Source organism: Acidobacteriota bacterium (assembly GCA_003225175.1).
Taxonomy (GTDB): domain Bacteria; phylum Acidobacteriota; class Terriglobia; order Terriglobales; family Acidobacteriaceae; genus Gp1-AA112.
In genome coordinates, this window is sequence record QIBA01000034.1 from 117,946 (window position 1) to 131,260 (window position 13,315).

Consider the following 13,315-nt stretch of genomic DNA (forward strand, 5'->3'; position numbering starts at 1 on the left):
AGTCGAAGAAGAGGCGCGCGAATAGTGATGTGGTCGAACCCCAGGCAGAGCAAAACATCGGCTAGAAAAAAGAATTCCACAGAAAAATTTCGCGTTAGGCACGGATTTTTCCCAACTCGATGGCCATTTAGTAAGGGTAGAGAGCATTTTTACAAGCGATGAGTCGAGCCCGGGAGTCAGTCTTTAATTTTGCGACTGTGAGCGACCCTGTTTCCCGACTGGATGTGCAATTAGGAGATATAGAGGGCTCGCGCAGCTGCCGATCGGAAGAGCGGGGAATATTGCGTTGCCGCTTGTTCACGATTGGCTAGTCAGAGACTTTCGAGTGGCGAACAAAAGGGTTTGCGAGTGTTCCGAGTCTTAGGGCAGGTTACAACACCCTTCCGCTGCGGCGGCGTTGCCGCGGCAGCCGAAGGGTCGATGACCACATGGATTCGAAGGCGGCAAATCTCTGCCGAGATTTGCCGCAAACGGGGAGGCACAAATTTCCCTTATACCCTTCCCGTTACCGGTACCTCCTCGTGGAGGTACCTCTGTCCGCCAATCGGGGAGCAGGCTTAGCTCCCCGATTCACGGTCATGTGGCTCGCGGCGCGGCCAATGCTTTGGCCCGCCTCTGTTCCGCTGGCGCCGATAGGCAGGAGGGGTGCAAGTTTCGTTCGACAGACTCACGTCAATTCGTATGTAGACGTTCTAAGACAAAATTTTTTGCCGAGAACGCGACCATTTTTACGGAGTCGATGTGCAATTAGGAGGAATAGAGGCAGTATCTCATTTCTGATAACTGACTCGAACGGGTGGACGATTACAGACTGACAAACTTTTTTGGACAAGGCGGTCGTTTTTCCCGACTCGTTGGCATTAGGAGATATAGGGGTGCTCACTGCCAAACTCGGGTAGATCAGCGTCGGTCGGCAACGAGACAAAAATTCTTTCCAAAAAGGGCGACCATTTTCCCGGATTCGATGGCCATTAGTAAGAGTGAAGGGATACCACGAATCGAGCAGGAGCTATGTAGATTTTTCTAAGGCGACATTTTTTCAGATTTTTTCACCTTAGACGCGCTCGATTTTCCCGAATTGATGTGCATTAGTATATGTAGAAGGCTTTTTTGCCCGGCAGCTGGTTGACAGACCTGCGTACGGGCAATCTGAGCCAAAACCGAAGCCGACAGCCTTCGCCCGAAACACTCCGTCACATCCCAACGAGTTTTTCCCTCCGATCCCCAAAAGCCAAACCGGTTCAGATAACCCACACCAAAATCGAAATTGGAGTGAATCTGCATGACAGGATCGTTCGCGAAGCGCGAGGCTTTGCTAGATGAGGTCTCACAGGACTTCTTGACGCGGCTCGTCCACCTTGGCGGCTATTGCACGGCGCTTCAGGCGGAGGGCATCGGGGTTAGAGAGTCTGGTAAACGGGTTCGGGCGCGTTTGAGGATGCTGCAGCGGCTCGGATTTCTGCGGCGCGTGACGAAGTATCCGATCGTCTATCAGGTCACTAAGTCGGCGACTCGCCTGCACGGACCGGATTCCAGCAGCCGCCGACGACATTCTCTGACGACCGTGGAAGCCCGCCTGTTGGGCGTGCATTTCTATCTCGAAGCACACTCCTGGCCGGCGCATTTCGTCTTCGACCATGAAGAAAAAATCATGACATTTGAAAATGCGGGCTGCCCATTGAGCGTTCTGCCGCAGCGCAACGGCAAGCCCTATGTGCGCGAGCATTTCGTTCTCTGGTTCCCGAGCGGTCGCATCACAGTTGCCGCCGTCGAACTACCCCAACCAGGCATAGTGCGAAGGCTACGGCTATTCATTCGGCAGTACCTGCCCTTGCTTCGTCACTTGCGGCACGATCTGGATCTGCTGGTTGTAACGGCGGACAAGCGCCGCACCTACACCTATCAGCGACTGCTGCGAACCAACCGTACAATCCAAAAACTTGTACTCGGTAGCTTGGTCGAGAACATAAAACCCTACAGCGTCAGACCTCCCGTGCCCAGCATCACCGAGCTAACTTGGCCGAAAGCTGACGATTGGATTGTCAAAGATCAGGAACAACCCACTTTTGTGCGTCGCAGAAAAATCAAGAGACACGAACAGCAAGCGCAGTGGCGGGCGCAGAGCCCGCCACTGCGCGACCAAGAATCAAAACGGGACAGCCACAGGGCGGACTCCTTTCCCTTAACCCATTCTCCTTAACCCATTCCCTTTGACCCACTCTCTCCTTTCCATTGCTGCCAATCCACAACCGAAATCAATCGCGGAGTGGACTCGTGGCGAGCAGGCGAAAACTGCAAACGACCGCCGACGTCGGCGGTGACCGCTCAATCGTCAGTCGCGCACCGATGTGCGCGGAACAACTCGTAACTGCCGAGACCGATGCTCTAGATGCGAGTGCGCTCTCGGCGCTGATCAGTTTCTTCAAAACACTCGACAAATGGGATTTGGAGGCAAATCGCAATGGCAAAATCATGTAGTTGCTGCTCAAGACCGGCAGAATATTCGCTGGCGTTGATTCTCTCGACTGTCGGCGTTAGTCCACGGATGCAACGATGCTTCCCTGTTGTGCTCTTCTGTAAAAGCTGTATACACGCGCTTGCCAAAGAAGAATGCTGGTGGGGCTCAACAGCTCTCTTCAAAGCACTCCAGTGCGCGTATACAGCAACTGAGGAGGACTCTAGCGACAGATTGAATCCTTGTGCGGCGAACTCGGTGGCGCGTAATGAGGAAGAAGACAAACCTCATCTGCTTGAATCTCCAACGCTTGATCTTCTATCCCCCTAAGCATATCCTGCAAGCATCTCATGAAGCTGCCGGATGAAATCAGGGAGATGTTCCGTCACCAAGGGAGCATCGGCGGAAAGAAGCGATTAGCAGTAATCGCGCCGGAACGGCGGTCAGAAATCGCCAAGCTGGCCGCCGCCGCGCGGTGGCGGAAAGAAAAGCGCATGCGTAAGGCGACTCCTAGAAAGAGAACAGTATGAATACCGCAGTGATTTACGCTCGAGTTTCCAGTCGAGAGCAGGAGCGCGAGGGATATTCGATCCCCGCACAACTGAAGCTGTTACAGGAGTATGCGCGCCAGCGCGGATTGAAAGTCGTTCGGGAATTCGTTGATGTTGAATCCGCCAAGAACCCAGGACGGCGGGAATTCGGCAACATGCTCAGGTTCCTCGAAACTGATGAGCAGTGCCGTGTGGTGTTGGTGGAGAAGACTGATCGGCTGTACCGAAACCGGACGGATGCGCTTCGAGTGGAGCAAATGGAGCAGGAACGCGATATCGAGATTCATCTCGTAAAAGAGAGCACCGTGATTGGGAAAGATTCGCGTTCCCAAGTCCGCTTCACGCATGACGTTCATGTGGCGGTGGCGAAGTTCTACTCGGAGAACCTTCGCGAAGAAGTGAAAAAAGGAATGCGCGAGAAAGCTGAGCAAGGTATCTACCCGGGTCACGCGCCGTTCGGATACAGCAACAATCGTTTAATGCGCGGGATCGATGTAGATCCCAAAAAAGCGCCGGCGGTGAAGCGCATATTTGAACTGTACGCTTCGGGGACACACTCTCTCACATCATTGCGGAAGGCAACGCGATCAGAAACCGGCTTCCTTGTTCCGCGTTCTTATCTAGAGAAGATGCTGAAGAACCGGTTCTATCTTGGGTTCTTCTGCTGGCAAGGAATCGAGTACAAAGGCGTTCACGAGCCCATCGTCAATGCGGCGTTATTCCAGCGCGTGCAGAACGTTTTCACTGGCCGACACAAAGGCAAGCTGCGGAAGCATCACTTTGCATTTGCTGGCCTACTCTCGTGCGCACACGACGGTTGCACGGTCACGACGGAGTTGCACAAAGGAAAATACGTTTATTACCGCTGTTCGTACGGACGCGGAAAGTGCGATCTACCGTACACTCCTGAATCGAAACTGTCTGACCAGCTCGGCAGCATTCTGAAGGACATTTATATTCCCGAGCATGTTGTTACTGCGATTGTGAACTCTATGAGCGCAGACCAGGGCCGTGCAGAAGCTCAACGTGCTGCTCAAATCACAAGCGCGCAACAGCGACTCGCAACATTGCGCACCCGTATGGATCAGGCGTACGAGGACAAGCTGGACGGAAAACTCGATAAACAGATGTGGACGCGCAAGATGCGCGACTGGCATGAGCAGGAGATAGAGCTCGAAGCCGCTCTGCACCGGCTCGAAACGCCCGTTTCCGCCGCAAACGTCCTCACGGCACAGCGAACTTTAGAACTCGCGAATCGTGCTTATTCTCTGTACTTTACGCGGAATCACGCCGAACGCGGCCAACTGCTCAAATCTGTGCTTTTGAACTGCACGACCGACGGCCTAAACCTCACGCCTACATACAGAAAGCCGTTCGATCTGATCTTTGAAAGAGTAAAAAATGAAGAATGGTCGGGGAGAGAGGATTTGAACCTCCGACCCCCTGGTCCCGAACCAGGTGCTCTACCAGGCTGAGCCACTCCCCGACTTGTCTAAGTGGCAGGAAAATCGCGAAAAAATAGCGAATCCGCTGATCAGAGTATAGCAGGTAGGAGACCGCCGGGCCTTCTTCCTTCCTGTGCCCCTCTGCAATGTTTCAGCGGTGCTTAATGAAAGCTCCAGTATGCAATTCGCCGATGGCTTGGCGAATCTCCTCTTGTGTGTTCATGACAATCGGACCGTACCACGCTACGGGTTCCGAGATTGGCTTGCCGGATACGAGAAGGAAGCGGATACCTTCGTCGCCCGCCTGAACCACGATCTCGTCGCCTCGATCGAAGAGAATGAGCGAGTGATTCTTGACGTCGTACATAGGAGTCGCGTTCGGATCGACTCCAGACTCAGTAAGAACAGCGCGTGGAGTTGAAGCATCCCGAAATGTGCCGGAGCCGACGAACACATAAGCGAACGCATTGCGCGTGGTTTCGACCTTGAGCCGCTTGCGCTGGTTGGGTGCAACAGAAATATCGAGATAGTTCGGATCAGCAGCTACACCTTCCACTGGTCCGCGCTTGCCGCCGAATTCTCCGCAGATCACGCGTACACGTGCGCCATCGTCTTCCATGAGTTCAGGAATGGCGGTTGAGGGAATATCTTGGTACCTCGGATCGGTCATCTTGAGCGATGAAGGCAAATTGGCCCAAAGCTGGAAACCATGCATGCGGCCCTGCGTGTCTCCCTTGGGCATCTCCTGATGGAGAATTCCGCTGCCGGCAGTCATCCATTGAACGTCGCCTGCTGTCATTTTGCCCTTGTTGCCGAGACTGTCACCGTGTTCTACAGAACCAGCGAGAACATAGGTAATGGTCTCGATACCGCGATGCGGATGCCACGGGAAACCCGCGAGATAGTCCGCGGGATTCTCGTTGCGAAAATCGTCAAACAGCAGGAAAGGATCGAACTCCTTGGTCTTACCAAAGCCGAAAGCGCGTTGCAGTTTTACGCCGGCGCCTTCGATCGTGGGCGTGGTTTGAATAATCTGTTTGACCGGACGGAGTGACATAGTTTTTCCTCTTTCCATAAATCCGAAGCGCATGAATTTGATGATTGAGGGCTCTGAAGGATTCATACGGGAGTAGCTCCTGCTAAGCCGATATCCGCTCTTTCAGGCAGAGCACGTCGCGCTGGATCATGATGGCGGAATCCGAGCCTTAGGCAATAATGAGTTCCATGAGTGCGATCGCCTACAGACAGGCTTGCAAGTCCGACATTCCCGCTATGGCACGCCTGCGTTCGCTGGAATGGGGCGAAGAGAATTACTGGAGAAATCGAATTGACGGCTACATGGATTGTAAATTCCACCCGCAGCATGGCCTGAAACAGCGTGTCGTGTTTGTTGCAGTGCAGACTAATTTCATGGTCGGCTTCGTCGCTGGGCACCTCACGCGCCGGAATGACTGCGACGGGGAATTGGAGTGGATTAACGTGATTCCCAGCAGGAGAGGGAGCGGAGTCGCGCTGGAACTCCTTCGGCGACTGGCTGAGTGGTTTGCTGAGCACGGAGCACGACGGATTTGCGTAGATGTCGATCCGGCGAACACAGCCGCCCGGCGCTTCTATACAAAGCATGGCGCCGGTGATCTGAATCGGCATTGGCTGGTGTGGGATGACATTAGTGTTGTACTAGCCAGTTGACCTTTTCTCTGCTCGCATAATCAGTGCAGGCAATTATTGCTTTTCTGTTACTCTTGCGTTCACTTTCTGGAGCAGACACTCTTGACAACCTTCTCCATTTCAGTCCTGCGTGTGATTTCTTTAGCTGTTTTGATTGCAAGCGCGAACCTGGCGCTCGGCCAACAACAGAATGGTTCTTCTGCTGAGCCTACATTGCCCTATTCGCCGAGCCTGGATCTCACGTCGATGGATAAAGCTATCGATCCCTGCCAAGATTTTTATCAGTACTCGTGCGGCGGCTGGCAGAAGAAGAATCCAATTCCTCCAGACCAAACTTCATGGGGCGTATACGGCAAGCTGTATCAGGACAATCTCGTCTTCCTGCGCGGCATTCTTGAGGAAGCGGCCAGAACCAAACAGCGAGACGCCGTGGCTCAGAAGATTGGCGACTACTACTCCGGTTGTATGGACGAAGCGGCTGTGAACAAGCGCGGCCTTCAGGCGATCAAACCGGAGCTGGATGCGATTGCTGCGTTGAAGTCCGTGCACGGTCTGGCTGCTCTTGTAGCTAGCTTGCAGCTCGAAGCAGCGGGCACAACGATGTTTGCATCATCTTCGATTCAGGATCCCGATAACTCCGAACAGCAAATCGCCGGTATCAATCAGGGCGGTCTGGGACTGCCTGATCGTGACTATTACACGAAGGATGATCCGAAATCGAAAGAAACGCGCGAGCGTTACGTGCAGCACGTGCAAAAACTATTCGAGCTTCTCGGCGATTTGCCAGACAAGGCGAAAGCAGAAGCGCAGGACGTGATGCGCATGGAAACGGGGTTAGCTGAAGCGTCGCTCACACGCGTGGAGCGTCGCGATCCCTACAAACGCAAGAACAAGATGAAAGTGGCTGACCTGCAGGCGCTAGCTCCTAACTTCGATTGGCCGGTATTCTTCAAGACAGCAAGCACGCCTCCGTTCGAAATTCTGAACGTGACCGCACCGCCGTTCTTCAAAGCTCTCAACTCCGAGTTGGGAAACGAGCCACTCGGCAACTGGAAGAACTATCTCCGCTTCCACATCGCAAACGCCTATTCGCCTTATCTTTCGCAGCCATTCGTAGACGAAAACTTCGCCTTCTATCGCCAGTACCTGCGAGGCGCAAAAGAGCAACAGCCTCGATGGAAAAGATGCGTTCAGTACGTGAATGATGACCTCGGCGAAGCCTTGGGGCAGGCTTATGTGCAGAAGGTGTTTTCTCCCGAGCTCAAGGCCAGCACGCTGGATATGGTTCGTCGCATCGAAGACGCGATGGGGCAGCGCATTCAGCAGCTCGACTGGATGAGTCCTGAAACAAAGCGGCAGGCGATGTTAAAGCTGCAAAGCATGCGCAACAAGATCGGATATCCCGACAAGTGGCGCGACTACAGTTCGGTGAAAATCTCAGCAACAGACTTTGTCGGCAACATTCGCAACGCCAACTTGTTTGAGTCGCACCGACGCATCAATAAGATCGGGCAGCCGGTCGATCACGCCGAATGGGGCATGACGCCACCAACCGTAAATGCTTATTACAATCCGGCCATGAACGACATCAACTTTCCCGCCGGAGTGTTGCAGCCGCCGCTCTACGACGCCAAGATGGACGACGCTCCCAATTACGGAAATACCGGGGGCACAATCGGACACGAGTTAACCCACGGCTTCGATGATCAAGGTCGCAAATACGACGCCAAGGGTAACCTGCGCGACTGGTGGACGAAGGAAGACGCCGAGAAGTTTACGCAGCGGACGCAGTGCATCGAAGACCAATACTCAAAGTATGTAGTTGTCGATGATGTGCATATCAATGGCAAGCTCACGCTGGGCGAAGACGTTGCCGATCTTGGGGGCGAGATTCTTGCATACATCGCGTGGAAAGACGCAACCAAGGACAAGAACCTCCAACCGGCAGATGACCTGAGTCCTGATCAGAGGTTTTTTGTCGGCTTTGCACAGTGGGCATGCGAGAACACTCGTCCCGAAGATGCACGCCTGCGCGCTCTCACTGATCCACACTCGCCTGCCAGGTACCGAATTAATGGCGTCGTTGTGAACATGCCGAACTTCACGGAGTCGTTCTCCTGTAAGGCTGGCCAGCCCATGACGAAGCCGTCGGATCAAATATGTAGAGTATGGTGAAAGCTGCGGCTAGCAGTAAGACCCTGAAATCGCGTCTCGCAATCGGTCAAGCGACTCAATTCTTGGCAAATTCCTGGTCGGGTAAACTCCCGCGACGTCCATGAGCATCGCGTGCATGCCAACGTGTTGCGCTCCAAGATAATCGATTGAGTAGATATCGCCGAGATAAAGAGCCCGATCCGCCGCAACTTGCATCGCAGCGAGTGCCGCTTGAAATATTTTGGGCGAGGGCTTCTCGTATCCTAGGCTGCCGGAATCGATCACATGCTCGAAGTATTCGCCCAAACCGACAGACGCAAGCCGTTCCGCCATGTGCCCATCGGAATTCGAAATCACACCGAGTCGATACTTCCTTCGCATCGACTCAAGCACCTCTGTCGTCCCGGGATGCATTCGACTCCAGTTGGATGAGGTTCGAACGAGGTTCACTAACTCCAGTCGCAAAGAAATGTCGCTGATGTTCAGCGTGCGCAGCAGATGTGCGTAGTAAGTCTCCCAATACTGCTGATCGACCTTCCGAGTTTGTGAAACAAAAAGGTCCATCTCCTGACGCGCCACGCGTTCCGCAGCGAAGAGCTGGGCATCAGTCGGACGAATTCCACGCCTCCACAATGGAGCTAGTGTCTTTTCGTGATCGGGAAACAGCAGGGTGTTGCCTACGTCGAAGAACACCACTTCGATGGGCATGCTCTCAAGCTTATCGTGTTGCCGCTTCTTCTCTTCTTCCGGTGAGATAGAAGTGCACGGCAGGTGTGACGAGAAGGGATAGCACCATAGAAATGAGGATGCCACCGACGACCGCAATGGCGAGCGGCTGAAGCATTTCTGATCCGGCGCCCAGTGCAAAGGCAAGAGGCAGCATGCCCGCCACGGCCGCTATGGCAGTCATTGCGATTGGGCGCAAACGTCGTCGGCCGGCGCGCATCATCGCATCTTCTGGCTCAAAACCCGCGCGTCGGAATTCGTGTTCAGCATCGAGCAGCAGGATTCCGTTCTTGGCCACAATACCGATCACCATGATGAGTCCCATGAACGCGGAAACGCTGAAGTCAGTCCTCGTGATAAACAGTGCCAGGAAGACTCCGGCGGTCGAGAGAAGCGCGGAAGAAAGAATGGCAGCGGGCGCCGAGAAGCTGCGGAACTCGAACAGCAAGACTGCAAACACGAATGCCAGAGCCATGACGAACACGAACAGAAGATCGCGGAATGTCTGCTGCTGGTCTGCGTATTGCCCTCCATACTCGATTCGGATAGATGCAGGCAGCTTCAGCTTGGCAATTTCATTCTGCACTTTGGCCATGCCGGTGCCCAAATCTACTCCTTCGAGTCTGGCCGTCACTTGCAGGTCACGCTGAAGGTTCTCGCGCCGAATCTCCATCTGCCCCGGTATCTGCGTAACAGTCGCCAGCGACCCGAGAGTTCCAGTCCGGCCAGCAGAGCTTACTAATAAGGTGTTGTTCATCGCCTCGATGTTGGTGCGATTCGCATCCGGAAAACGGACGCGCACCGTGTAGGCGCGATCATTCACCACGACGGGAGTTGCCGCAGGCTCCCCTTCCAGAATTGCCGCAGCGTCGATTGCCACTTCGTCTGGAGTGAATCCTGCACGGGCAGTCGTGGGTGGATCGATCTGGTAATTCACAGCTGGCCCGCTCGTAGTGTTCTCAATGCCATTCTGAACGTCGACCACTCCCTTAATTTTCGAAATGGCATCTGCCACTTGTGGTCCCACTTTGGCAAGGAGCTCGGAATCGTTGGAAAAGAGCTTGATCACAACTGGCTCAGGAGCGCTGGTGAGATCGCCAATCATGTCCTGCAGCAGTTGTGGAAATTCAGTATCCAACTCCGGCTCCTGCTGCTTGATTTTCTCGCGCAGATCGGCAATTACTTCCTCGGAAGATTTTTCATGGTTTGGCTTAAGCTTCACGGAAATGTCGCCGCTATTCGCCTCGGTCACCGCCGCCAATCCAAGTTGCAAGCCCGTGCGGCGGGAAGTGCTTTGAACGTCCGGCTCAGAACGGATCATCCGCTCAACGTGGCTGATCACCCGGTTAGTTTCTGCCAATGAACTTCCCGGAGGCATGATGTAGTCGACGATGAAGCCGCCTTCGTCCATCGCAGGTAGGAGTCCAGTGCCGAGAGCTCTATAACAGAGGTAGGAAGCAACGATCAGCACGACACTCAAGGCCGCGAGCAGCAGCGGTCGTTCTAGAGCGCGTCGCAACCAGCGCTCGTAAAAGTCCACGACTGCCCGGAAGCGCCTACCATATGACGCCTCCTCAGCTTCGATCATGTGTTCGAGGCGCTCGCGCTCGCTCCAATTTTCCGAGACCACTTCATCGATTTCATGTTTGACCTTTCGACGAACAAAGTACTGGCTCAGATTCGGAGTCCAGGTAAGTGCCAGCGCAAGCGAGGTGAAGAGAGAGACGCCCATGGTGATTGCTAACGCACGAAAGAATGTTCCATAGACACCGTGAATCGCAATCAGCGGCAGAAACACGACGATAGGAGTGACAGTCGAGCCGATCAGGGGTGGTGTGACTTCTCTCAGCGCGCTGTAGATCGCCTGAAACGTTCCCTGTCCTAGATCGCGATGCAAAACGATATTCTCAATGACGACGATGGCATCATCGATGACTAGACCAACCGCGGCGGCCAGTCCGCCGAGTGTCATTAGATTGAAGCTTTCCCCAAGCGCCTTCAGCACTACAAAAGTGATCACGATCGTAATCGGAATCACCATTCCTGCGACTGCTGAACTGCCCCAGTCGCGCAGGAATGCGACGATGACAATCGAGGCGAGTGCCAGACCAATAAGAATGGCATCGCGCACGCTCTTGATCGAATCGCGCACCAGCCCAGACTGATCGTAGTAGGGTTCGAACTTGATGCCTGGAGGAAGCGACTTCCTAAGCTCGACAACCTTTGCGTTCACTTCATCGGCCACATTCACGGTATTACTGTCCGGCTGGCGATTAATCGACAGCAACACTGCAGGCTTGCCGTTTGCAGTCACGACAGTGTATTTCGGTCTCGTACCGTTGCTCACGGTCGCTACGTCCGCAATGTGAATTGGAATTCCAGCGTTGTTGATCTTGATGACGATTTCGCCGAGCTGCTCAGGGCTTCGCACTTGCCCGTTCACCAGGCCTAACACGAGTTGATGGCTCTCCTGAATAAGGCCGGGAGAGTCAACGGTATTGGTTTTGGCGACTGCAGTGAGTATGTCCTGAACCGTGACATTGGCGCTCAATAGCTTGGAAGGATTCGGCGTGATCAGATACTCCGGCTCTTCGCCGCCTTGCACCAGAACCGTCGCAACGCCATCCAGCCGGTTGATCTGTGGCTTTAGTGTGTAAGTGGCAAGTTCCCAAAGCTGCGTTTGCGGAACCGAATCTGATGTGAGGCTGTAACCCAAAATGGGAAAGCTGGCGAAGGTAAGGCGGTGTGTATCGATCTTTGCCGTGTTCGGCAGCGAGGTTTGCACCTGTGCTACGGCGGAGTTCACCAACTGCAACGTCTGGACCATGTCGACGCTCCAGTTGAAGAAGAGATCGATCTCCGCAGAACCGCGGCTCGTAATTGAATTCACGCGCTGCAGTCCGGGAACGCTGTTCACCGCGTCTTCTAGCGGTCGGGTAATCGTGACCATCATCTGATCGATAGGCATCACGCCATTGTCGATACCAATGATGATGCGCGGGAAGTTCACTTCTGGGAAAACGGCGACAGGGATCGTAAATGCGAGATACACTCCCATGATCGCCAGCGCGATGATTAAAAAGATGAGCGGCTTCGAAAAACGCGAGAACCAGTAGTCGGGTAGCGGAACCGCAGCGCGAGGAGCTTCGTCGATTGGCGTGATCTTCGTCGCCATGCTTACGGCTCGCTCCCGCCTTCGCCTTTGTCTTTTCCTTGATCACCGCCTTCTTTGCCGGGAGCGGCTGGGGCCTCGATCTTCACTTTGGTCTTGTCTGGCAGACCGTAGGCGCCGGTGCTCACTACCTGCTCTCCGGGCTTGACTCCGCTGACGATCTGCACCGAGTTGCTGGTTTGCACGCCGGTTTCGACTTCCCGTTTTTGGGCGATACCGTCACTGCCGATGACCATGACCGACTTCTTTCCTTCCTCATCGGTCACTAATGCTTCAGCTGGAACGATCAGGGCATCGGGAACGGTACGTGCGACCATCGCCAGCGATGCCGACGATCCGGCTTTCAGCACGCCCTGGGGATTGGCAGCTTGAACCCAGACTTCGACGGTTGTGCTGCCGGGATCGAGGGCGGGGCTGACGAGAATGACTTTGCCTTTGATTTCGTCTTCAACGCCCGCCATCTTGACGCTTGCATCGTCGCCCTTCTTCAATAATGCAGCCTGGCTCTGCGGAATGTGCGCCTTTGCGATCATTTGCGATAGGTTCATCACAGTGATCAGCGACGCACCTGCCTGGGGCTGCATTCCCGGATACAGCGGTCCGTCAGTGACGACGCCCTCAATCGGGCTCCGAATCTGCGAATACTGAAGCTGTGCCTCCGCCCCCTTTTGCTTGCCCTCTGCAGCGACGAGTTGCGCGCGGGCCGATTTGATTGCGTTCTGATTTCCTCCGGCTTTCAGTCCATCGAGGTGCTTCTGCGCCTGCTCGAACTGGGCCCGAGCCTGAACCAAAGCGACTGCTGCGGCATCGAGATCCTTTCGCGGGATCGCACCTTGATTGAACAGGTTCTGGCGGCTGTCGAAAAGCTTCTGCTGGGCATCCAGATTCTCTTTTGCCGCTCGCGTATCCGTCTCAGCTTTCTGCAATTCCTCAGGTATGGAATTTTTCGTCGCAATATCCGTCTGCGCCTGAGCCTGCTCCAGACTTCCACGACCTTCCTCAGCGGCTGCTGCGAGATCCTTATTCTCGAGCTCTACCAGCAACTGTCCCCGATGAACCTTCGATCCGCGGGTTACGTACGTCTTCAACACGGGGGCGGCGATCTTGGGAGTGATCGTTGCCTGATTGATGGGAAAGAGCAGCG

10 protein-coding genes, 1 tRNA gene and 3 pseudogenes (1 of these 14 cut by a window edge) are annotated in these 13,315 nt (G+C 54.5%); 7 read left to right on the forward strand and 7 right to left on the reverse strand.

Translation table 11 applies throughout. The features are described 5' to 3' along the window. Nucleotides 1–58: pseudogene (locus DMG62_05770) on the reverse strand (hypothetical protein) (it extends 596 nt beyond the left edge of the window). A 1,224-nt stretch (nucleotides 59–1,282) separates the two neighbouring features. Here DMG62_05770 and DMG62_05775 point away from each other — a divergent pair. From DMG62_05775 to DMG62_05795, 5 genes and pseudogenes are all read left to right on the forward strand, one after another. Then, nucleotides 1,283–2,200 (forward strand): hypothetical protein, encoded by a 918-nt coding sequence (locus tag DMG62_05775; protein ID PYY23955.1) that lies wholly within the window; start codon nucleotides 1,283–1,285, stop codon nucleotides 2,198–2,200. Between the two features lie 74 nt (nucleotides 2,201–2,274). Then, a complete protein-coding gene (locus DMG62_05780) occupies nucleotides 2,275–2,478 on the forward strand; it encodes a hypothetical protein (GenBank protein PYY23956.1) in 204 nt (67 codons plus the stop codon). A 327-nt stretch (nucleotides 2,479–2,805) separates the two neighbouring features. Continuing rightward, nucleotides 2,806–2,985, forward strand: a complete 180-nt coding sequence (locus DMG62_05785) for a hypothetical protein (protein PYY23957.1) — start codon at nucleotides 2,806–2,808, stop codon at nucleotides 2,983–2,985. Continuing rightward, a pseudogene (locus DMG62_05790) lies at nucleotides 2,982–3,440 on the forward strand (recombinase family protein). The gene DMG62_05785 and the pseudogene DMG62_05790 overlap by 4 nt, the downstream one beginning before the upstream one ends. 198 nt (nucleotides 3,441–3,638) lie before the next feature. Beyond that, a pseudogene (locus DMG62_05795) lies at nucleotides 3,639–3,932 on the forward strand (recombinase family protein). On the opposite strand, the gene DMG62_05800 reads toward DMG62_05795, so the two are convergent. The 3 genes from DMG62_05800 to DMG62_05810 form a co-directional block, all read right to left on the reverse strand. Further along, on the reverse strand, nucleotides 3,900–4,196 hold the full coding sequence (locus DMG62_05800; protein ID PYY23958.1) for a hypothetical protein: 297 nt from the start codon (nucleotides 4,194–4,196) through the stop codon (nucleotides 3,900–3,902). The pseudogene DMG62_05795 and the gene DMG62_05800 overlap by 33 nt on opposite strands. Nucleotides 4,197–4,415: 219 nt before the next feature. Continuing rightward, a tRNA-Pro gene (locus tag DMG62_05805) sits at nucleotides 4,416–4,492 on the reverse strand. Nucleotides 4,493–4,602: 110 nt separating this feature from the next. Next, the gene (locus DMG62_05810; protein PYY24030.1) at nucleotides 4,603–5,508 is read right to left on the reverse strand and encodes a hypothetical protein; all 906 of its coding nucleotides are present in this window, start codon (nucleotides 5,506–5,508) and stop codon (nucleotides 4,603–4,605) included. A 158-nt stretch (nucleotides 5,509–5,666) separates the two neighbouring features. Here DMG62_05810 and DMG62_05815 point away from each other — a divergent pair, with 158 nt between their 5' ends. Together DMG62_05815 and DMG62_05820 are read left to right on the forward strand one after the other, a co-directional pair. Beyond that, nucleotides 5,667–6,140: a hypothetical protein gene (locus tag DMG62_05815; protein PYY23959.1), complete on the forward strand. Its 474-nt coding sequence runs from the start codon at nucleotides 5,667–5,669 to the stop codon at nucleotides 6,138–6,140. A 225-nt stretch (nucleotides 6,141–6,365) separates the two neighbouring features. Further along, nucleotides 6,366–8,294 carry a M13 family peptidase gene (locus DMG62_05820; protein PYY24031.1) on the forward strand — a complete coding sequence of 643 codons (1,929 nt, stop codon included), beginning with the start codon at nucleotides 6,366–6,368 and terminating at the stop codon, nucleotides 8,292–8,294. Nucleotides 8,295–8,303: 9 nt separating this feature from the next. On the opposite strand, the gene DMG62_05825 is transcribed toward DMG62_05820, so the two are convergent. The 3 genes from DMG62_05825 to DMG62_05835 all read right to left on the reverse strand — a co-directional run. After that, a complete protein-coding gene (locus DMG62_05825) occupies nucleotides 8,304–8,981 on the reverse strand; it encodes a hypothetical protein (protein PYY23960.1) in 678 nt (225 codons plus the stop codon). Between the two features lie 10 nt (nucleotides 8,982–8,991). Beyond that, nucleotides 8,992–12,174 carry an AcrB/AcrD/AcrF family protein gene (locus DMG62_05830; protein ID PYY23961.1) on the reverse strand — a complete coding sequence of 1,061 codons (3,183 nt, stop codon included), beginning with the start codon at nucleotides 12,172–12,174 and terminating at the stop codon, nucleotides 8,992–8,994. Nucleotides 12,175–12,176: 2 nt separating this feature from the next. Next, a partial coding sequence (locus DMG62_05835) for an efflux RND transporter periplasmic adaptor subunit (GenBank protein PYY23962.1) occupies nucleotides 12,177–13,315 on the reverse strand: 1,139 nt, incomplete at its 5' end.